Origin of the sequence: Caballeronia sp. SEWSISQ10-4 2, from assembly GCF_030464885.1 — a bacterium.
In the GTDB taxonomy this organism is placed as follows: Bacteria; Pseudomonadota; Gammaproteobacteria; order Burkholderiales; family Burkholderiaceae; genus Caballeronia.
Genome location: NZ_JALPRJ010000077.1, coordinates 16,661 through 37,341, shown reverse-complemented (window position 1 = coordinate 37,341; position 20,681 = coordinate 16,661). Strand labels below are relative to the sequence as shown.

Here is a 20,681-nt window from a genome sequence, read left to right as displayed (position 1 = left end):
TCGCTTTGACTTCCTTGCCCTTCGCCTGCAAGTCGATTGAGTGATCGTAGAAACCGACCACTGCTTGCACGGCCCCGGCGAGCAGTTCATTTTCCGCATCCACCCCGGCAGGCTGCGATAGCAGCTCGACATCGAGGCCTTCCGCCTTGAAATATCCGAGTTGTTCGGTAAGACGCGCCGGCAGGTAGATGAGCTTGGTGATACCCCCCACCATGATGGTGACCTTCTCGGGGTCCGCTGCGTGTGCCGCTTGCGTAAGCGCGCAAAATGAGCCAAGCGCCAGAATCGACGAGAACGCGTATTTGCCCAGACGATTAAATCTTCGTGAAACGTAGGTCATTTTTTGTCTCCGTTAAACCTGGCAAGCCAGGCTGGCGTCAATAGATTTAAACGCTTTGCTAATCGCCAAGGAAATTCTACGGTTTGTAATCCTTCGCCAACCTTTCACGTCCGGCAACTTTTGTTTGAACAAGGGTTTGTCCTAGCAGGGTGTCGGATTGTCTGGGTAGTCAATCGAACGATTGCGCCGCGAACACTTCTACGTGATAGCGCCCCGCCCGATCGGGGTTTGATGTTGGTGTGATCAGCGACATGAATCCGACGCTAAGCTGAGCAATTGTTCGTGCGGGGAGGTATGCCCAAGCATGATCTGGACGCCACTACTCTTCTCTTGGCGCAGTGTTGCAAAGGGTAAAGACAGGCCCCTTTTGCCACGAATTTCTATCAATGCAGCAGTCATCAGTGAGGGACGAGGCCGTGCCTGATTGCATAGCGGATCAGCTCCACGTTGTTGCCGAGGTCGAGCTTTTGCATGAGGCGCATCTTGTGGGTGCTGATGGTCTTCGCACTGAGTGCGAACCGGCGGGCGATGTCGTTGATACTACTGCCGGCAGCGAGTGTCTGCAGCACCTGAAACTCACGGTCGGACAGGAGCTCATGCGGCGGCGCGGCGCCCTCGTGCGTCTTGAATACAATCGCATCAACCAGCTTCGGATCAATGAATCGCCCGCCGCCGGCGAGCCGGCGAATCGCGGCAAGCAGGACGTCCGGATCACTGCTCTTCGTCACATAGCCGGTGGCGCCTGCACGCAGCGCGCGCGATACGACGTGAGTGTCGTTACAGGTGCTCAACACAAGCACCGGCAAACGCGGCTGCTCGGCACGCACACGACGAATCAGGTCAACGCCGCTGATGCCGGGTATCGTCATGCCCACCAATACCACATCGACATCGCAGATGCGTAGTTTGTCGACCACCTCGAAGCCCTGCGTCGCTTCGCCGGCGACGGCGATATCCGTCGTCGCCTCGATGATCTGCTTCAACCCGCAACGCACCAGCGCATGGCCGTCTGCAATCAAAATCTTAATCATTTCTCGCCCCCACCGTCGAGCTGACTGCGAATCGAATTCGCCGCTGAATCGAAGACAAAGCAACGACTTGCGCAACGTTCGCCTCAGGTCTGACGGTCTCCCGCGGCATCTGCCAGAAGGGGATGTCAGGGGTTCGTCACGTTGCCAGGCCGGTCGCGTGAGATCGCGCGATGAAAAACGCAAAATTGCATTGTCAAAGTCATCGCTTTTCGGCTGCGGTCATCGGCTTCGCTAGGCGCTGGTATTTTCGGTTTCAACTCAGCCCTCTCGACATCGAGGAGATACCCGTCGCCCGTGGCGTGATTGTGATTGCCTCCGTGAAACCCGAAAAGTCGGGCTGCTTCCAATAGCATTAAACGCCTTGATAGTCGTCGAAGAAATTCTACGGTTTGCAATCCTTCGTCAACCTTTCACATCAGGCGCTTTTTGTCTGAACGAGGGTTTGTCATAGGCTTTAGAGGACGTTTTGTCGCGGAGCGGCGGCAAGATATTCCGGCATACCGCCGCGTCAGGTTTTGGCGCGTGATCACACTGCTCGACCGAGATCCCGGAGCCTTAGCGAGGCTTAAAATCCATTTCCCGAAGTTGCTCACGTAGGGCTACTCCATCCGTATCGCGCAACTATAGGAATGCTTAAGTTTTGATGACAAACGCCAATAACCGAAGTATCGTTTCCTCGAAAGCGCGTAACCGCCGAATTTGCAGCTAGTGAAGGTGAAGGGGATCTTTCCCTATCGCATTGGCAGACGGAGCACTGGCGGTTCTTCTCTGACGAGTGTATTCGGATCGGACGTGCAGTGGATGAATCGATGCCTCTCGTGTGCGAGACATTCGGCGTACTTCATGTATTGAGCCAGTTCAAGTCGAAGATTGGTGACTAAAGGTGTACGACTAGACGGATGGCCGCCTCGGTCGAACTTGGCCGAGTGAGTCAGGCAGAGGCCGGCCACCCTCAGCCTCGGGTCGACTTCTGCCCCACGGACCGAAGTGAGGCGCGATAACGGCACGGCTTCCCACTCACACATATCGCCCAGCGAGGATCACAATTCGAAACGTCGATCACATGAAGCGCAGCTACCGTATTGCCGTGTTCCTAGTCTCACTCACTTTGAGCTTTATTCTCGGCAGTGCGCTGATGTTTTCTGCCTTTGCCTTTATCGATCGTCAAAGCAATCCTCCCGAATTGGTGGGGCCAGGCTATGCCGACCCGGGGCTGGGGTTTCTTCTGCTGTTTATCGGAATGCCTGCGCTAGCGATCATAACCACGATATGCGCGCGTTTCCTTAACTCACGGCTGAAGGCACTCGTGAACCGCTGGCTTTAGTTGCGCGTCGCACATGAGCGGGCATGAGGCAGTGGTCGGCCATAAAGGGACACTCGTGTGCTCCTCGCAGATCTGCGACAATTCTTGAGGGCCCCGCTAAGCAGACCTGTGCGGTAAGGAAAAAACCGCTTGGGGACGGATGAACATGAAGGGCAGTTGCTTATGTGGAGCAATTGGTTATGAAGCGGCCGGGCTTTCCTCACCAATATCACTCTGTCATTGCCGGACGTGTCAGAAGGCGCACGCCAGCGGCGTATGCGGCCACAGCGCGCGTTCTGCGGGAACACTTTCATTGGACCTCGGGCGAAAGCCTGTTACGCAGCTTCGAGTCTTCTCCCGGCAAGCTACGCTATTTTTGCTCGGAATGTGGCACGCATCTCATTGCTGAGCGTCCCGAGCAAGCACGCGTCATTCTCCGAGTTCAAACGCTTGATGAGGATCCTGGCGTCACGCCCGCGATGCACATCTGGATTTCGCACGACCAGCCGTGGATGTCTGAAAACAGTGACATACCGTGGTATTCCGAATGGCCGCCGGCACAGTAGCGTGAGGAGCAATTTCGTGCGGCGCCCAGCAGCCTCGGCACCAGTCCGAGCAGGCGGGTGACAAGGAATTTCAGCACAAGCGGTCTCCAGAGAAAACCGCGCGCATGTCTCCACTGACGGTCGTGCAACTGCACGACCGTCGTTCGGTGAAAAAGTGATGCGGGCGGCTTTGCCGGACGCGACTACCGGATCGACACGGACCCGAAGTTCACGCGGCCAAACGGACTGACGTGATAGCCATCGACATTCGGACGCGTGATCGCGGCCACCAGCGGATGCGCAAGCGGAATCCAGAGCGCTTGATCGTGCGCAATCTTCTCGGCGCGCTCGTAGTCCTGCGCACGAACCGATGCGGCGCTGGTCGCCTTGCCGCTCGCGATCGACGCATCCAGCGACGCATCGCAGTAACGCTGGAAGTTGGTGCCGCCCTTCACTGCGTCGCACGAGAACAGCGGCGACAGGAAGTTGTCCGGATCACCGTTGTCGCCGGCCCATCCCATGAACAACAGGTCGTATTGCCCCTGCTTGATTTCATGAAGCAACTCGCCCCACTCCAGCGTCTTGATCTGCGCGTCGATGCCTACCTTGGTGAGATCGGCCTGAAGCAGTTCGGCGCCCACCTTCGGATTCGGATTGAGCGTGCTGCCAGTCGAGCGGGTCCAGATCGTCAGGCTTAGTCCGTTCGCCATGCCCGCCTGGGCCAGCAGTTTTTTCGCGAGCACGGGATCGTACGCGTAGCCGGTCTTCGCCTCCGTGCTGCTGGGATACGGACTCGTCGCCGGGACTGCGCTGGTGCCAAACAACGTCTTCACGTACGTATTGCGATCGAAGGCCAGATTGATCGCGCGGCGCACCGCCGGATTGTCGAGGCCGTGACGCTGCGTATTGAGCGCAACGAACGCCGTCATGAACCCTGGCACGTCGAGCACTTTCAGCGACGGGTCCTTGCGCGCCGAGGCAACGTCGTCCGGCTTCGGTGCGAGCGCGATGTCGCATTCGCCTGCCTTGACCCGTTGTGCCCGCACGGTCGGATCGGGCGTGATCGCATAGATCAACCCATCGACCTTGGGTTTCGGTCCCCAGTAGTCCGGGTTCACTGCGTAGCGGATCGTCGCGTCCGGGCGATAGCTCTTCAGGATGAATGGGCCGGTCGATACTGGTTTGGCGTTCAGGTCTGCGATCGCGTTGGTTTTCAGCAGTTGCGCCAGATATTCGCTCGAATAGATCGATGCGAAACTCATCGTCAGGATCGGCAGGAAGGTGGCGTCAGGACGGCTGAGAACTATGCGCACCGTTAGCGGATCGACCTTGTCGACCGACTTGATCAGCTTCGTGATCTGCATCGACTGCACGTTCGGCATCACGATCGTCGGCAACGCCTTGCGCCATGCGTTGTCCGGATTCAGCATCCGGTCGAACGTGGCGATCACGTCGTCGGCATCGAACGTCCGGGTCGGCTTGAAGTAATCGGTCGTCTGGAAGTGAACGTTGGGATGCAGATGGAATGTGTAGACCGCGCCGGACTCACTGACGTCCCAACTCTGCGCGAGCGCCGGCTGCACGGTGCCGGTCACATTGTCGTACGTGACAAGCCCGTTGAAAATGACGTCGGCAGATGCATTCGTGATGGTCAGCGTGCTGTAACGTACCGGATCGAATCCTTCTGGGCTAGCTTCGGTGCAGACGACCAGCGGCTTCGCAAAGGTGCTCGCAAGCGGTAAAACCATGAGCAACGCAATAGCGGAGAATCGCAATTTCATTGGATGTTTCTCGTTTGAATTAGCCTCGGCCGCCGCACGCGCGTCGGCGGCCGCGGCCCGGTACAGGTTCAATCAGAAGGTCAGAAGTTGTGGGCGATACCGACGCGCAAGGCGGCTTGCGTCTGTGTGCTCGACGGGGTGAACGCATAGCCGATCACTGCATTCACGCCGCTCGATGCGCGCAGGTAGCCTGCCGACGTATAGATCCGCGTACTCTTCGACAGACTCTCGTAAAGACCGATCGACAGCTCATTCCAGTGATGATGTTCGAAGGTCGTGTACTGGTAGCCCGAGCGGAGCGCCAACGCAGGCGAGAACTGATACGCGCTGCCGGCTTCATACACATGCATGAAAGACGACACCTTGCCATCGGCCGACGTGATCTTGGTCAGGGTCGTGTTGGCCTTGATCGTGAGCTGGTCGAAGCTGTAGCTCGCACCGATCCCGCCCGTATCGAGGTGGCTCACGGTCAGTCCGGTGCTCGAATACAGCGACGTGAGCTGGCCCGTCGAACTGCTGACTTTAGCGGTCGTGGTGCCAAGGAACGACGACAAGCCGAGCGCGTTGTACGGATCGATTGTCGTGCTGTTCAACTGCGAGTAAGCCGCTGCCGCACTGAACGAGCCCGTCGCGTAAAGCACGCCGGCGCTCCACGCGGAGCCGGTGTGAAAGCTGCCGGCCGTATTGCTGAACGAATACATTCCGCCCGCGCTCAGGCCGTTGAAACTCTTGCTTGCGAACTTGACCGAATTGATCATCGTGTCGCCGCTCATGCGGTCCAGGTCGCCCAGGTGGATCGCGTACCCGTCGCCGTCCTGGCTGATGTTATAGCGGGACGTGTAGTCGTTGATGAAGTCGTATTGCCTGCCGAGCGTCAGCGTGCCGAACGAGTTGCTCAGGCCGACCAGCGCGGTCTTTCCGAACATGTAGGCGCTGCTGGGCTTCGAACTGCCGTCGGTCACGCGAAAGCCGGAGCGAAGATCGAATATGGCTTGCGTGCCCCCGCCAAGATCCTCTACGCCGCGCAGCCCCCAGTAGTTGCTGTACACGACGCCGCTGTCCATCTTGTATTCGTGTTGCCCTCCCGTGTTCGTTATATAGGTCACCCCGTTGTCCATCCGACCATAGAGCGTCACGCTGTTGTCCGCTTGCGCCGCCGATGTTGCCAGCATCGCAGTCATTCCCAAAGCTCCAAACCCGAAAAAGAATCTTGATTTCATGTGCGGTGTTTTTAATGTTGGATCCCATAGAAGCCAGACCGAAACCAATGGGATGCAGCAATGCGCTGCACACCGGGTTCGGAGCTGCATTCCCGTTCATCGGGGAACGGAATCACTGTATCGCGGGGTGGGTAGAAGAAAAAACTAAAGCCCTTCGTTCCGATCGATCAATTTGAAATAACGTTCTATATTGGCCGGTAATTAATATAGATAGCGTCTACCTGATGCAGCGAACGAAGTAGTTAATTCTTACCACTAATTACATGCCTTACCTATGTGCCAGCTCCTTGCTCTTAGTTGCGCTGAGCCGACCGATGTGACCTTTTCCTTCACGGGATTTGCGGCTCGAGGCGGTCGGACCGATCATCATGTGGATGGATGGGGAATCGCGTTTTATGAGGAGCGCGCGTGCCGGTTATTCATCGACGACAAACCTGCTTGCCAATCCCCTATGGCGGAGTTCGTGAAACGTTATCCGATCAAATCGCGCAATGTCATTGCGCACATCCGCAAGGCCACGCAGGGCGGCGCGAGCGCTGAGAATTGCCATCCGTTCATGCGCGAACATAACGGACAGCAATGGGTGTTCGCCCATAACGGCGACCTGCGGGAGCGAAACTGGTGGGTGCCAGGCCCTTACGCGCCGGTGGGAACAACCGACAGTGAATCGGCCTTCTGCACCATCATGAATGTGATCCACGAACGTGGCGTCGGTCGGGATACCACGCCGGACGCGCTGTTCGACGTCGTGGAGGAAATGACCCGCAACCTGAATCGCTATCGAATCTTCAACTTCCTGCTGTCGAACGGACAGTCGCAGTTTGCCTACTGCTCCACGCGGCTTGCTTACGTGATGCGTCGCTGGCCGTTCTCAAGCGCGAGACTCGTCGATGCCGATATGTCGGTCGACTTCTCCGCTTATGCGACCTCGAAAGACTGCACGGCAGTGATCGCGACGACACCACTCACCGATGAAGCATGGACCACGTGCCAGCCGGGCGATCTGCTCATGTTTCGCGAAGGCTCCCTGGTCAGACGCGCACACGTCCCAGTGCCGCCTCAGGTACTTGCTACCGCGCGATATGCGCCGTCCGAGACATCGGGCGCACCGGTTGTCTCGATGGGATGAATGGCAGTTACGCCTTGGTAGCTGCCGATGACGTTACGGCGGATCGACAAGCCGCAGTGGGTCGACTACGGCAGTTCATCGTCGGACCGGGGCCGGCCACTTTGAGCCGTTCGATTCGCCGCCCTGATCGTCGTCACTCGACGCCTATGCACTCGTTTCTACGGCGTCAGCGTGCCGCTTGAACGTTCCGGGCACGGCGGCGCAGATAGACATTATTAAGTATCAGCGCGATGCCGGTCATGCATGCGCCGACGATTTGTGCACGGCCAGGTACCACGCCTGTAACAGCCGACACGGCGAATGTAGTGACGGGCAATACATCCATGAACAACACGCCGTTGAGCGGAGTAAGAATCCGGTTGCCGAGATTCCAGAACAAGATTGCGACGAAACCTGCAACCGGACCCATATACAGCAAGTGGGGGGCGATCGCCCATAGCTGTGCAGCCGAGGGTACAGGAACGACTCGCAAGGCGAACAGCAGCACGTTAAGGCCAAGAATTGAAGTTAGTCCCAACCATGTTGTCAGCGTCGTATATTTCAACGGAGACCAAGTTTTGAAATGCGATGCGCTGAAAGTATAAGTAACCCAACAGAATGCACCTACCAGGATTAGCGCATTGGCGGAATAGTGCTGTGGCTCGCGCAGCGCAGCTGCAACGTTTCCCTTTGTAACCACAAGCGAGACGCCGGCAAATGACATCACGATGAACAAGAACGAAAACACGGGCGGCATGCTTTTTCGGACGATTGAATTCAGGAGCAATCCCATCATCGGCTGAGTCGCCATCATGATCGATGCGGTGAGCGCACCCTCCGGGCCTGCGAGCTGTTGCCCGAGAAACACAAACGAGCCGAATCCACAGAAGCCTATTGAACCCAGCAGCCACGCTAGCAGAAGTGATTCCCCGTTTGCCCGCAGGGCGCCCCTTCCTTCCTTGATAAGAAGCAGCGCGAGAAACGCGGTACCGGCGATCAAATAGCGCAGCGAGGTGAACGTGAATGGGTCCACGTGCGTGAGCGCGTCTGTCATAACAGGAAACATGATGCCCATCAGTACTGTGGCGACCACGCAAAACAGCACGCCTTTTCCGTACGCACTGTGACGAGGCTGGACAGCCGCCGCAGAAGCGGCTTCACGACCGGATGGCACTGACGAAAATCCTATCCGCTTATTCATGACTGATCGTTCCAGAAATCGGGAAAAAATTTTAGATCAGCGCACGCATCGTCATTTCGACGACCGGGACGAGATCCCTCTCTTCAAAACTCACCTTACCGAGAACACGAAACCCTTGAATGACACACAACAGAAATGTGCTTACAGCCTGCTCATCAAGCGCTGCGTTGAATTCGCCCGCCTGCTGACCTCGAATTACGGCAGCGGCAAGATATGTCGCAATTCGACGCAACGTCGTTTCAATGTGCGGACGCAGAGCCTCGTCCGCAGGCAACAGTTCGACGGCTGCGTTCGTAATGAAGCAGCCGTGCCGTCCCGATAGCCTCGCAGAGACTTTCGTGTAGTGAAGCAACGCTTGACGCAGGGCTTCGTGCGGAGACGCTCCATCTTCCAGTCTCTGTCTCAACCGCGCTACAGCACCTTCCGCGTACTGATCAAAAGCGGCAATGAGGAGGCCATGCTTGTCGCCGAATACACCGTAGAGACTGGCTCGAAAGAGGCCCGTAGATTTGCAGAGGGTCTCGATCGAGGTTGCGTGGTAACCCTGTTCCCAAAAGACTCGACCGGCAGCTCGTGTCACGTGGTCAATATCGAATTCACGGGGCCGTCCTCGCTCGGATGACGCAGGAGACGGAATGGTAGGCGTGGAGGCTCGTTTCATAATGGTCAGATATTAAGACTGATCATTCCATAAATCAAGTGTGCGTCGTAAGTCCTGGCATTCGACCTTGGAGGGACCGGCCGTCTGGTGAAGAAGCCAAGTACTTGTCCATAGGTTAGCAATGCTTCCAAGACATCCATGTGGTCCGCAGGCCGAATAGTCTTCTCTAACTCTTGATAGTCGACCTCGACAAACCAGCCATCATCCGCCCAATGCGCGCCGGCATTTCCGAATACGGTTGGCTTGGGTGCTGTCGCAGCAGGCGCTCTAACAATACCGAGTGCTTTGATTCGGGCGACCGTTGTGTAGAACATCGATCGGCCATAGTGGGTCGACTACGGGAGTTCGGCATCGGACCGGGTTCGGCCATGAAGCGCCATTCGCCCGTGGCGTCGCTCGGACGTTCAGACGTCGGGTCCGCCCAGTACACGGCCATCCGAGAAACTCGAATGATCCCCGCCGACCCGAAGCCTTCGCTTCGGACCGAAGCAGAAGCCCGGAATCGGGAAAGCAGACGGGCATCGGCTCGACACGCGGCTGAGATTCCCGACGACCGCCTGAGAAGTTATGTTCGCCTGCGCGCATCCGGCGATCGACGCCGGGGTGCGGGCGCCGCTCGGGCGACACGCCATAGAAGCCTGTGGCGCGAGCGATATTGAGTACTCGCTTGCCTGTACAGGGAGATAGTTCTGTTTTACGTTCTTGGCAACCGCGTGACGACGCGCCATGGAACTCTATGAGCTATGTTGGACGCTCGCTGTCATTGACCGCGCGAAAGGACGGCGAAACTTCCGGCTTGCGGTCGTCTGATCGAAGAACTCGTTAGATGCCCAATAGCCTGATCCGGCGGTCATGGTTCATCCGGGAGAGCACCTTTCGCATAGCCTTCACCTCTCTCTCGTCGACCTTTCGAAGATCCAGCTCATAGTTCCGCAGACTGGTTGTCAGGCGGACTACGGCTGATTTTCTATCAAGGTGGAGTTCTTCCAGCAATTCCTCATCGTCTTCCAAGTACCGTTCAAACGAAACGCTCACTCCTCGCTCCCAATCTGCCAGCAGGTGCTCGTATTTCGGCGTGCGCAGAAGGGTGAGGCTTTCGATCTCAGTCGGATCCGCTGGGTCGATGACCGCAAAGGACACAATCAAGTCGTCCCCGTTCTCAGTCGAGATAAACGCGACAGTTTCCATAATCTTCGGTCTATGATTTCCGCAGTCACAAGGCACAGTCATCGCGCCCCGACGATCCCTTCTCGACGGGAACGAGGCCAAGTACGGGCAACGATAGCATGGCGCATGAAGGCGAGCGGCAGTCTGACTCGATCGATCCTGCTTCCTTCAGTAGCCTCGGATTGTCCGACGCCCGCCCCTCACGTGGGGCAGTAACCGGCCATAAAAAGCCCTTCGAATTGCGTTCACGAACGTCCGGATGTGAGGGGCAGATCTGCCATTGGACCCGGGTATTGCCAACCGGCGAATGCCAGAGCGGCGCTCTGTTCCGCGGAAAAACATCAATGGTATGGCTCATGGTGTGGGGCCTAAAATTGACTACATGGCACACAAGCGCGAACCGTTTCAGGCAGTGTGCAAACGTCACACCGCTATCGCCGCTTCGGGCCACATCGGCCAGTTGCGCTTGAGAACCTGCAACGCGACGAAACACAGTGCGGCCACCAGCAATGCGCCGATCATGAACAGAAAGCCGCCCGTGAACGACGCAGTCGCGCCGACCAGCCAACCGCCGATGATCGGCGCAAAGAAGCCGCCGATCTGCCCGCCGCAGTTGACGAAACCCGAGAATACTCCGCGCAGGTTGCCGGGCGTCAGATCCAGCACCACCGACCACACCGGCCCGAAACCGCCATACAGGAAGAATCCGGCCGCCGACAAACCGACGATGCTCGCCTGCGCAGTCTCGAGGTTGTAGGTCACATAGAGGCAGACGGCCGTGCACAGATATACCGCGGCGATCAACAGACAGCGATGACGGGTACAGCACCTTGCTGCCGAGCCAGCCGAACACGAACATGCCGACCGTGCCAGCGAGATACGGCATCGCCGCGGCAAAGCCCAGCGCTTTCAGTTCGATGTGACGGCTGAGCGACAGATGGCTCGGCATCCAGCCCAGGTAGCCCCAGAACGCCGCACGTGGCCGTAACCCGTGACGACCGTACAACGCGCTCTGGAACACCACGGCGGTAACCGCGCAGCGGCGAGCCGTGCGCTCGGGATTGGACGTACCACGCTGTGGAGACTTATGAAGACGTGAGGGTATCCAGGTTCGCACGTTGAATCGCGTCCTGCAGGTAATGACGCATAAGGCCCTCCAGTTCGTCCATGACAGCTTTACGACTGGCTATGGAGGTATCGCCATTAACCGCGACGGCCGCCTTCATGATCTGCTGGATCACGGCGGCACGGACGGCGATCTCTGCCGGTGCCAGATGCGGCGCCACTTCAGCCAGCACGAATTCGATCTCTCTACGCAGACTTTCGCGGATGCTCATGGTGCGCGGCAGAGCGTAACTGTAGGTCTCGACCAGGACCGCAAACGCCGGATGGGTCGCGCGGAACTTCACGAACGTTCTCGTCAACCGGCTCGCAAGCAGCGATACGTCCAGAGACGGCGCAGCCTCGCGCAGCTTGTGGAACGTCTCTGCGAGTATGTTCAGATAGCTTTCGAGCAACGCACCCGCGATCCGGTCCTTGGTGGGGAAAAATTGATACAACGAGCCAATCGATGCGCCCGCGCGGGAGGCAATCGCCGTCATGGTTGCTGCGTCGTATCCCTTGTCTGCGAATTCGGTACCCGCTGCCTCCAGCAGCGCTGCGACCCGTGCGTGACCGCGTGCACGCTGTGGGGCTTTCGCTTGCCCGCTTTCGGCACGCAATGTTGCGGTTGACTTTTGTGAGGACATGCTCATAAAATAGAAATGTGAGACGAGCCTCACAATACACCTTTGGCTCACTAACTTCAACGGAAGGCAAAAGATGTTGCAGAAACTTGACTCCAAAACTACGGCACTCGTTCTGATCGACCTCCAACAGGGCATCCTTGGTTTTGGGAAGGCCCCTCGCAGCGCCGAGTCCGTGCTGACGGCCTCAGCGAAGCTCGCGAAGCGCTTTCGGGAACTCAGTGCGCCAGTCGTGCTGGTGCGCGTAGGCTGGAGCGACGATTTCGGCGACGCGCTGAAGCAACCCGTCGACCAGCCCGCGGCGCTTCCTGCCGGCGGACTTCCGTCGACGTGGTGGGACTTCCCCGAAGCGCTCGAAGCCGCCGAGCATGATCTCAAGATCACGAAGCGGCAGTGGAACGCATTTCACGGCACGGAACTCGATTTGCAATTGCGCCGCCGTGGCATCAAGACCATTGTGCTCGGCGGAATTTCGACGAATATCGGTGTGGAGTCGACGGCACGAGCTGCCTATGAACTTGGCTACACACTCGTGCTCGCCGAGGATGCGATGAGTTGCGCCACGGCTGAGCATCATCACGCGTCGGTTAATTACATTTTTCCGAGACTCGGCCTGGTGCGTCAGTCCGAGGACGTGATCCAGGCACTCGCGGACTGACACTGGTCCACGAAGGGGCATGAGGGCCCGACTGCGCAGCCGCTGACAGGCCGGAAAGTGCGTCGGTCGGTACGCCTTTCACCTGGAACGACCGATCGGATCGAGTCAACTCGCGGATTTGTACATCGACCTGTCCGCACACGCGAGAGGGCAGCAGCAGAGTACGAAGATTCAGTGCAGGAGTTCCGGGATGTCCATATCAAGGTCCGACGAACAATCAGTTAACCGTATAACCGACGCTTCGCCGACGCAAAAAAGTCGTTACGAGGTTGTCGGTTCGGCCGTGTCGCGCATCGGGGTTGCTATCGATAGCAAGGCGCTTGTTCGCACGTTGACGGCCCTTTTCCCGTTAATCGTCCTCGCGCTGGTTTCCGGTCAGACAAAGTGGTTGCTCGTTTCGCTGGTGACGGTGTCGACCGCTATCGCAGTGGATCGCTCGCATCTCGCTCCGCTCGGGGTTATTTCCCACGGGATAACCATCGGAGCGGGCTTCCTGGTATTGATGGCCTCGCTTGCGTATCCACCACTGTTTGTCGTATCCACTGCCCTAATGGCAATGGGGTCGATTTTGGTGACCGCACGGGGAAGCGAGTTGCGCTCACTCGGTAGCTATACGTTCATTCCGGTGCTTTACCTCGCCTGCGAGAGCGCCGAAGGAGTGAGGCAGTCGGCACTCATTCATCGCGGGTTCGAGCTTCTTCCCTTCGTATTGACTGCTTTCTTGCCGGTTCTGCTGATTTCCTCGATCAATCATTACCGCGAACGCCGTCCAGAGGTTTCATATTTAGCGCACTATGCGAAATGGTCGAAGCGTTCTGAGCGTGGCGATCGTGTTCCGTACGTCGAAGCGATGATCGCAATAGCACTCGCCGTAGGCCTCGCAGCAGCGCTCGTGGAGTGGAGGCATATCGAGCGCGGACAATGGATGATCTGGTCAGCGGCGAGCGTGGTGACGGGCAGTGCGGCGAGCGCCCGAGTCAAGTTCCGGAATCGTATCGCGGGGGCCATTGTAGGCGTGCCGGCCGGTATCTTTGTCGGGTTGTTGGTCCCCCACGACTATCTCGTGCGAGACCTGGTTATCCTCGCTGCGTTGCTGACACTCGTCTGCATTCGGCCCTACGTTATGGCATTCGGCACGCGTTGCGCCTGCGCCGCGATGGCATTCGTGGTTGCCGGGCAGTCGTGGACTTTCGCTAGCGAGCGTCTGATCAACGTAGCGGCCGGCAGTGCGACCGGTCTCATAATTACGCTGGCTGTGCACGTTATCGCGAGGCGCATCGAATGCTCGCGCAAACCGGTCTCATTTTGATGATCGGCAAGATTCCGGTCGCCCCTGTTGACGGGTCCGATGTTGCGTCGCGCGCGGAAGCGAACGGCCGTTGTTGAACCGTCCTGAGACATTGGAGCATCCTTGCCGAGGGGCCGAAGTGGGTCGTCCCGAGCCGGTCATCGTCGGGCTCAGTGCGGCCAAGGGACATTCGCCCTTGTGACGAGAATCGTTGACAGTCGCTAGTGGAGGATCGGTTCAGGCGGCCGCACACCATTCCCGGAATCGATCGAATAATCGGAACCCAACATAGTCGGCTTCTCGTTTGTATAGGCAACGATAGTCGCAATCCCAGTAGCTAATCATGCGATTGCGGGTCTTTTGAAAAAATAGCGGATTCTCTTGGAAGAACACCCCGTAGGTGCGTTGATCCATGAATGGCAGGTGCGGGTGCTCGAAGTCAATCGCCTGGCCTTGGCGTCTATCGAAGCGCTGGCCGCCACGCATAGCCATGCGCGCGCATCGAGACCAGCCTGATTCGCGACCGGCCGCATTCCTCTGCAGAATTTCTTCGCGCGTACTGTAGGCGGCGAGTTGCGCCTCCACAGCAGGCCGTCGATGCGCGCGTCGTGCCGCCCGGCCTCTCCGAACCGCTTGTCCACTGGATCAATCGTCATATGTCGACCTCGCGCGTTGCCGCGTTCTCGCGTCCGTTGCGCCTCATGGCGGCCACGGCCTTCGCGGCGGGCCCGTTCGACGGCGTATGGGCCGTCACGCTCACCTGCCCGAGCACGGACGACGGCGTCTACGGCTATGTCTTCCGCTTCGACGCGCAGGTGACCGACAACGTCCTGCACGGCGAACGTGGCTCGCGCGACACGGGCGGATGGATGACGCTAGACGGCCGCATCGACGACTCAGGCCATGCCCGCCTCGAAGCCCGCGGACTGACCGGCGCGCCCGTCTACTCGGTCGGACAGGTCAAGAGCCTGACACCCTACATCTACATTGTCGACGCCCAGTTCGATTCCGCAAACGGCAGCGGCCACCGAATCTAACTGCGCAGGTGCGACGTCATTTTTGTTAAGACACACTGACGACGAAGGACGACAATGGCGTCAGCGGAGGAGGCAAGTCGCGGCTTGCATGATCGACGCTCCGTGCGCCACCACACATGCAGTGAATGGAGGCTTCGAGATGAACCGAAAGAACGGCGCAGCCATCTGGATCCTGGTCGCGATGCTGTTGGGGATCGGGATCGGTTACATGATCTACACGAGCTTCCCGGACCGGAAGACCGCCACCGAGATTGCGGGCTACATCTCGCTCATATCCGACGTCTTCCTGCGACTGATCAAGATGGTGATCGGCCCGCTCGTCTTCTCGACGCTCGTCGTCGGCATCGCGCACATGGGCGACGCGGCCTCGGTCGGACGCGTGTTCGCCAAAGCGCTCGGCTGGTTCGTCACGGCGTCGCTCGTGTCGCTGCTGCTCGGCCTCCTGATGTCCAATCTGCTCAGGCCGGGCGAAAATCTCGGACTGCCGCTGCCCGACATCGGCGCATCCGCGAACCTGGCGACCTCCAAGTTCACGCTCAAGGACTTCGTCGGTCACATGGTCCCGAGGTCGTTCGCGGAATCGATGGCGAATAACGAGATCCTGCAGATCGTCGTGTTCTCGATGTTCTTCGGCGTCGCGCTGGCGGCGCTCGGCGACAAAGCCAAAATTCTCGTGGCCGCGATCGACCAGCTCGCGCACGTCATGCTCAAGATCACCGGCTACGTGATGAAGCTCGCCCCGCTCGCGGTGCTGGCGGCGATGGCCTCCACCGTCGCGGTCAACGGGCTGGGCATCCTGTTGAAGTTCGCGGTCTTCATGGGCGACTTCTACCTCAGCCTGTTCCTGCTGTGGGGCTTGCTCGCGTTGGCGGGCCTGCTGTTCCTCGGGCCGCGCGTGTTCAAACTGCTCGCGCTGATCAGGGAGGCCTTCATGCTGTCGTTCGCGACCGCGAGTTCGGAAGCCGCGTATCCGAAGATCCTCGACGCGCTCGATCGTTTCGGCGTGAAGCGCAAGATCTCCGCCTTCGTGATGCCGATGGGGTACTCGTTCAACCTCGACGGCTCGATGATGTATTGCACGTTCGCATCGTTGTTCATCGCGCAGGCGTACAACATGCACCTCTCGCTGACCACCCAGCTGACCATGCTGCTGGTCCTGATGATGACCTCCAAGGGCATGGCCGGTGTGCCGCGCGCGTCGCTGGTGGTGATCGCCGCCACGCTCAACCAGTTCGGCATTCCCGAGGCCGGGCTGCTGCTGATCCTCGGCGTCGATACGTTTCTCGACATGGGCCGTTCCGCCACGAACGCGGTGGGCAACTCGATCGCGAGCGCGGTGGTCGCCAAGTGGGAAGGCGAACTGATGTCGGAAACCGAGGCCGACGCCAATGCGGCGCGCATCGAAGCCGAGCTCGAAGCGACGATCGCCCATCCGATAGAAACCTGACGAGGACCGAGCCATGAGGATGCGGCGATTCCGGTCGATGCTGGTCATCGCGGGGCTGCTGGTGGCCGGTGCCTCGGCCCGCGCGCAAGAGGACGCGCAGCCGTCTCGGGCGACGCCCGATGGCCTCGCGCCGAACGCGCCGGCCGTGCTGGCCGGCACGCTGTCCAAGGTGCGAAGCTCGGGCACAATCGCGCTCGGCTACCGCGAGGCGTCGATACCGTTTTCGTATCTGAACGCGCGCAACGAGCCCATCGGTTATTCGATCGAGCTATGCAAGGCACTGGTGTCGGCAATCGGCGACGCCGTCGACCGGACGCTGGCCATCAAGTGGGTGCCGGTCACGCCGGACAACCGCATCGACGCGGTGGTGAGCGGCCGAGTCGATCTGGAATGCGGTTCGACGACCAGCAATCTGGAGCGCCAGAAACGCGTCGCTTTCTCGCCGATCATCTTCGTGGCCGGCACCAAGGTGATGGTGAAGAACGGCTCGCCGATCGGCTCGTTTCGCGACCTCGCGGGCAGGAAGGTTGCGTTTTCGGCGGGCACCACGAACGAGAAGGCGCTGCGCGATCTGGACCAGAAGTTCGGGCTCGGCATGCGGCTGCAGGTCGTGCCCGACCATGCGCAGGGTTTCGCGCAAGTGGCCAGCGGTCGGGCCGACGCTTTCGCCACCGACGACGTGTTGCTCTATGGCCTGATCGCGGAGCATGCGGGCGCCGCGGCGGGCGAGTATCGCGTGGTCGGCGATTATCTTTCGTACGAGCCGTACGGCATCATGTTCCGCAAGGATGACCCGCAGCTCGCGCAAGTGGTGAAGGACACCTTCCAGGAACTCGCGGCGGATGGCGAAATCGACCGGCAGTACAAGCGCTGGTTCTTGCGGCGCCTGCCGTCAGGCGCGAGCCTCAACATACCGATGAGCGCGCAACTCGAAACCATCATTCAGGCGATCGCCGGCACCGATGCGCAGTGAAGCTCACGCCGTTTGCGTGTCCTCGGTCTTGAGCCTGTTCACGAGCGTGACGTACTCCGCCATCGCCTGATCGACATCGTCAACGAACACGACCGGCAACTGAGAGAGGTGCGTTTTGGGGCGGTAATTGAGGCGCGCAAGCGCCTCGACCGACTGATTGAAAGGATGAGGACACAGATAAAGGACACGTTGCGACGCGGACCCCGCATCGCAAGCGCCTTCGATCAGAGTTGACCCAATTGCGGTGTTCATTCGGCCAGCCCCAAACATTCAAGATTAGCTCCTAATCGCTGACACCCATTAGCGGGCCCGGTGTCAAGTGAGCGAACAAGACCCTCGACTGCCTGAGCAACCGATTTCGATTCCACTTACCGAATGCAGTAGTCGATCGCACCCGTTTCTTCGATTCATGGCTGCGACGGATCGCGCCAGACACCCATCAGGAATCCCCGCTGCTACGGTCGAGAAGGTCGCGATCATCATCACGCCCCACCCGACAAGTTCGACGCACTCCGGCCATCGCAGCACCGAGCGTGTAACTTTTCGACCAGGCGTGTGTGGCATAGACACGTATCGCCAGCATGAACTGGTCGGCCAATTTGGAGCTGAAAGTTACCGTAACGATTGGCGCGTATCGGCCATTGCGGGGCACGGCAAACACGTAGTATTATCCTTTCAATTAATAATGATTCTCATTACTAAACTAATTCTACGATCCTCTTCCTCGGGCTGGCTCTTCCATCTTACCGATGCGTCCTCATTCGCTCTATTTCGCAATCCTCATCGTTCTCGCGTGCGGTTCGTCGCTAACCTATGCGCAAGCCGTCACTTCGGACTCGTCCGCCGCCTCTTCGCCGTCATCGAACTCGCCATCCTCGCCTTCCGACGATAAAACCAGCTCCGCCGCGCCTGTTGCCGGCAGCGAACTCCCGGCGATCAAAATCACGGGGACTAGCTCACTCAGCACCGCGTTCGGCATGCCCACCGGCGCACAGGTCACGAAGTCATCAGTTCCATTGAGCGAAACGCCACAATCGATCAGTGTTGTGACACGTGATCTGATGGACGCGCAACAGGTCCAGACTCTTAACGACGCCCTGCACAATGTGCCCGGCGTGATCTCCGGCACCTATGGTCGCCGCGGCTGGGACGACTTCATCATCCGCGGGCAGACCGCGTCGGATTCGGTCTATCTCGACGGCCTGCGCACGGCGATCAACAACCGCTTCGCCGAAGAGGTTTTCGGCATGCAGCAGATCGAAGTGCTTAAGGGGCCGGCCACGCTGCTCTCCGGGCTCGTGCTGCCCGGCGGCATGGTCAACATGGTCAGTAAGCGTCCGGAAGCCGATGAATTCGCCAACGTGGACTTCACTGCTGGCAGCCACGGCTACTACCAGGCGAGCGTCGACATGGGCACGCCGCTGTCGGAGAACGGCAAAGCCGCGTTTCGCGTCAACGCGCTCGCGATGAACTCCAACGACGCCACCGATTACGTCTGGTCGCGCAATCGCTACATCGCGCCTTCGCTGTCGCTCGATCTCGGCCCACGCACCGAATTCACGATCCTGACGAGCTATCAAGAACGCAATTACATCCGTCAGCAAGGTCTGCCGTGGTCCGGCTCCGTGCTGTCAAATTCGCACGGCAGCCTCTTGCGCGGCCTGTTCACGGGCGAACCCGACGAGCGGCCCTATTCCGGCCACGAGGCGCGCGTCGGCTACAGCTTTGCGCATCATTTCGATTCGGGATGGACCGTGAACCAGAATTTCCGCTGGCAGCAGTTTTCGATCGGCGGTCAGCTCGTCTCTAACGGTAAGGTCGCCTCGAACGGCACCACGCTCAGCCGTACAGCGACCGATTCGCAATGGTCCGGCGACACGATCTCGTTCGACAACAACGCGCAAAAGACCTTCGACACCGCGCTTGGACGTCATGAAGTCACGGCGGGCATCGACTACATGCGCGGACGTGAGGACGCGACCTCGTACACGTGCACGGTCGGCTCGATCAATATGTACAACCCGGTCTACACGGGCGCGATCACCTGCCCGGCCAAGCCGAAGACGCACACGTACACGACGATTCGCGACCTCGGCTTCTATCTGCGCGACCAGATCGCGGTCGGCCAGCGCTGGCGCGTGCTTGCGGGCGTGCGCTACGACGACGCATCGAGCGACGTGCTCAACAAGCTCACCAACGTGCGCAGGGGAAATCCGTCCAGCGCGACTACCGGCTCCATCGCCCTGATGTACGAACTGTTCTCAGGCGTTCGGCCATACGTGAGCTACGCGACGTCGTTCTATCCGAACAGCGGCGCGGACGTGAACGGCAAGGTCTTTGATCCAGAGACCGGCAAGCAATGGGAAGCGGGCGTGAAGTTCGACATCGAAAAAGGACGCACCAGCGTGACTGTCGCGGCGTTCGACCTGCGTCGCCGCAACGTGCTCGAAGACGATCCGAACAACGACGGCTACAGCATCGCTGTGGGCGAGGAGCACTCGCGCGGCTTCGAATTGGGCTTCAACACTGAATTGACGAAACATTTGAGCGTGACGGGTGGCTATGCCTACACGTCGGCCGTGATAGCCGACGACGGCGGCCAGGTGCCGTCGACGGACGGCGAGCGCATCAACAACGTGCCACGTCACAGCTTCAACGTGTTTGCGCGCTACAAGTTGCCAGGCGAACTGTATCGCTGGGAAATCAACGGCGGCGTGCGCGGCCAGAGTAATCTCTACGCGTACGGCTACACGATTCCGGGCTTCGTCGTCAGCGACGTCGGCGTGGGTTATACAGCGCAGCGCTGGCACGCCGCGCTGCGCCTGAGCAATATCTTCAACAAGCACTATTACACTGGCGGCCTGAGCAACGCCGTGGCGCTCGGCGACGATCGCTCCATCATGCTCACCGTCGGCTATATGTATTGAACGTCGGCTGCATGCCCGTGCGACACGGGCATGCATGCGCTATCGGTAGTCGTAGCGCCGAAGGTCCGCTACATGTCGAAAAGCGGACATTTTTGCAGGGTTGGTAAATGTCTGTAAGGGGTCGACCTGAACCGACCGCATCAGGCGGAGGTCGGCCAACAGCAGTCAATCGTTGTTGGAGTCCAATGGTGTGTCTCGCGCTTGGGTGTGATGCACCAACGCGCTATGATTGACCCGTTCACACGTGTC

At 59.1% G+C, this 20,681-nt stretch carries 23 protein-coding genes; 11 read left to right on the top strand and 12 right to left on the bottom strand.

Annotated features, from left to right (window positions below; genetic code table 11):
- A partial coding sequence (locus M0D69_RS35080; RefSeq protein ID WP_301786416.1) for an ABC transporter substrate-binding protein occupies window positions 1–340 on the bottom strand: 340 nt, incomplete at its 3' end.
- Between the two features lie 398 nt (window positions 341–738).
- Window positions 739–1,371, bottom strand: coding sequence for a response regulator transcription factor (locus M0D69_RS35075; RefSeq protein WP_301786415.1), 633 nt, complete (start codon window positions 1,369–1,371; stop codon window positions 739–741).
- 656 nt (window positions 1,372–2,027) lie between these two features.
- Here M0D69_RS35075 and M0D69_RS35065 point away from each other — a divergent pair.
- From M0D69_RS35065 to M0D69_RS35055, 3 genes are all read left to right on the top strand, one after another.
- Window positions 2,028–2,252, top strand: a complete 225-nt coding sequence (locus tag M0D69_RS35065; RefSeq protein ID WP_301786417.1) for an ASCH domain-containing protein — start codon at window positions 2,028–2,030, stop codon at window positions 2,250–2,252.
- Window positions 2,253–2,434: 182 nt separating this feature from the next.
- Window positions 2,435–2,695, top strand: a complete 261-nt coding sequence (locus tag M0D69_RS35060) for a hypothetical protein (protein WP_301786414.1) — start codon at window positions 2,435–2,437, stop codon at window positions 2,693–2,695.
- A 179-nt stretch (window positions 2,696–2,874) separates the two neighbouring features.
- A complete protein-coding gene (locus M0D69_RS35055; protein ID WP_301786413.1) occupies window positions 2,875–3,240 on the top strand; it encodes a GFA family protein in 366 nt (121 codons plus the stop codon).
- Between the two features lie 182 nt (window positions 3,241–3,422).
- Here M0D69_RS35055 and M0D69_RS35050 read toward each other — a convergent pair whose 3' ends face one another.
- On the bottom strand, window positions 3,423–5,000 hold the full coding sequence (locus M0D69_RS35050; protein WP_301786412.1) for an ABC transporter substrate-binding protein: 1,578 nt from the start codon (window positions 4,998–5,000) through the stop codon (window positions 3,423–3,425).
- Between the two features lie 80 nt (window positions 5,001–5,080).
- The gene (locus M0D69_RS35045; protein ID WP_301786411.1) at window positions 5,081–6,181 is read right to left on the bottom strand and encodes a porin; all 1,101 of its coding nucleotides are present in this window, start codon (window positions 6,179–6,181) and stop codon (window positions 5,081–5,083) included.
- Window positions 6,182–6,494: 313 nt separating this feature from the next.
- Here M0D69_RS35045 and M0D69_RS35040 point away from each other — a divergent pair, with 313 nt between their 5' ends.
- A complete protein-coding gene (locus M0D69_RS35040) occupies window positions 6,495–7,349 on the top strand; it encodes a class II glutamine amidotransferase (protein WP_301786410.1) in 855 nt (284 codons plus the stop codon).
- Window positions 7,350–7,515: 166 nt separating this feature from the next.
- Here the strand turns inward: M0D69_RS35040 and M0D69_RS35035 are convergent, their stop codons facing one another.
- The 5 genes from M0D69_RS35035 to M0D69_RS35015 form a co-directional block, all read right to left on the bottom strand.
- Window positions 7,516–8,529, bottom strand: coding sequence for a DMT family transporter (locus tag M0D69_RS35035; protein ID WP_301786409.1), 1,014 nt, complete (start codon window positions 8,527–8,529; stop codon window positions 7,516–7,518).
- A gap of 31 nt (window positions 8,530–8,560) precedes the next feature.
- The gene (locus M0D69_RS35030) at window positions 8,561–9,190 is read right to left on the bottom strand and encodes a TetR/AcrR family transcriptional regulator (RefSeq protein ID WP_301786408.1); all 630 of its coding nucleotides are present in this window, start codon (window positions 9,188–9,190) and stop codon (window positions 8,561–8,563) included.
- Window positions 9,191–9,195: 5 nt separating this feature from the next.
- Window positions 9,196–9,504 (bottom strand): hypothetical protein, encoded by a 309-nt coding sequence (locus M0D69_RS35025; protein WP_301786407.1) that lies wholly within the window; start codon window positions 9,502–9,504, stop codon window positions 9,196–9,198.
- Window positions 9,505–10,012: 508 nt separating this feature from the next.
- Complete coding sequence (locus M0D69_RS35020) at window positions 10,013–10,378, bottom strand: hypothetical protein (RefSeq protein WP_301786406.1); 366 nt, start codon at window positions 10,376–10,378, stop codon at window positions 10,013–10,015.
- 402 nt (window positions 10,379–10,780) lie between these two features.
- A complete protein-coding gene (locus tag M0D69_RS35015; RefSeq protein WP_301786405.1) occupies window positions 10,781–11,254 on the bottom strand; it encodes an MFS transporter in 474 nt (157 codons plus the stop codon).
- Window positions 11,255–11,348: 94 nt separating this feature from the next.
- Here M0D69_RS35015 and M0D69_RS35010 point away from each other — a divergent pair, with 94 nt between their 5' ends.
- The gene (locus M0D69_RS35010; protein ID WP_301786404.1) at window positions 11,349–11,456 is read left to right on the top strand and encodes a helix-turn-helix domain-containing protein; all 108 of its coding nucleotides are present in this window, start codon (window positions 11,349–11,351) and stop codon (window positions 11,454–11,456) included.
- Here M0D69_RS35010 and M0D69_RS35005 read toward each other — a convergent pair.
- The gene (locus M0D69_RS35005) at window positions 11,443–12,105 is read right to left on the bottom strand and encodes a TetR/AcrR family transcriptional regulator (protein WP_301786403.1); all 663 of its coding nucleotides are present in this window, start codon (window positions 12,103–12,105) and stop codon (window positions 11,443–11,445) included. The two genes, M0D69_RS35010 and M0D69_RS35005, sit on opposite strands and share 14 nt — an antisense overlap.
- Before the next feature lie 73 nt (window positions 12,106–12,178).
- Here M0D69_RS35005 and M0D69_RS35000 point away from each other — a divergent pair, with 73 nt between their 5' ends.
- Window positions 12,179–12,760 (top strand): hydrolase, encoded by a 582-nt coding sequence (locus tag M0D69_RS35000; RefSeq protein WP_089162920.1) that lies wholly within the window; start codon window positions 12,179–12,181, stop codon window positions 12,758–12,760.
- Between the two features lie 190 nt (window positions 12,761–12,950).
- Window positions 12,951–14,069 carry an FUSC family protein gene (locus M0D69_RS34995; protein ID WP_301786402.1) on the top strand — a complete coding sequence of 373 codons (1,119 nt, stop codon included), beginning with the start codon at window positions 12,951–12,953 and terminating at the stop codon, window positions 14,067–14,069.
- A gap of 216 nt (window positions 14,070–14,285) precedes the next feature.
- On the opposite strand, the gene M0D69_RS34990 is transcribed toward M0D69_RS34995, so the two are convergent.
- Window positions 14,286–14,633: a hypothetical protein gene (locus M0D69_RS34990; protein ID WP_301786401.1), complete on the bottom strand. Its 348-nt coding sequence runs from the start codon at window positions 14,631–14,633 to the stop codon at window positions 14,286–14,288.
- A gap of 71 nt (window positions 14,634–14,704) precedes the next feature.
- Here M0D69_RS34990 and M0D69_RS34985 point away from each other — a divergent pair, with 71 nt between their 5' ends.
- From M0D69_RS34985 to M0D69_RS34975, 3 genes are all read left to right on the top strand, one after another.
- Window positions 14,705–15,085: a hypothetical protein gene (locus M0D69_RS34985; RefSeq protein WP_301786400.1), complete on the top strand. Its 381-nt coding sequence runs from the start codon at window positions 14,705–14,707 to the stop codon at window positions 15,083–15,085.
- 139 nt (window positions 15,086–15,224) lie between these two features.
- Complete coding sequence (locus tag M0D69_RS34980; protein WP_301786399.1) at window positions 15,225–16,532, top strand: dicarboxylate/amino acid:cation symporter; 1,308 nt, start codon at window positions 15,225–15,227, stop codon at window positions 16,530–16,532.
- A 13-nt stretch (window positions 16,533–16,545) separates the two neighbouring features.
- Window positions 16,546–17,505, top strand: a complete 960-nt coding sequence (locus M0D69_RS34975) for an amino acid ABC transporter substrate-binding protein (RefSeq protein WP_301786398.1) — start codon at window positions 16,546–16,548, stop codon at window positions 17,503–17,505.
- Window positions 17,506–17,508: 3 nt separating this feature from the next.
- On the opposite strand, the gene M0D69_RS34970 is transcribed toward M0D69_RS34975, so the two are convergent.
- Entirely contained in the window at window positions 17,509–17,757 is a 249-nt protein-coding gene (locus M0D69_RS34970; protein ID WP_301786397.1) for a hypothetical protein, read from the bottom strand.
- Between the two features lie 497 nt (window positions 17,758–18,254).
- Here M0D69_RS34970 and M0D69_RS34965 point away from each other — a divergent pair, with 497 nt between their 5' ends.
- A complete protein-coding gene (locus M0D69_RS34965) occupies window positions 18,255–20,432 on the top strand; it encodes a TonB-dependent siderophore receptor (RefSeq protein WP_301786396.1) in 2,178 nt (725 codons plus the stop codon).
- Window positions 20,433–20,681 lie beyond the last annotated feature (249 nt).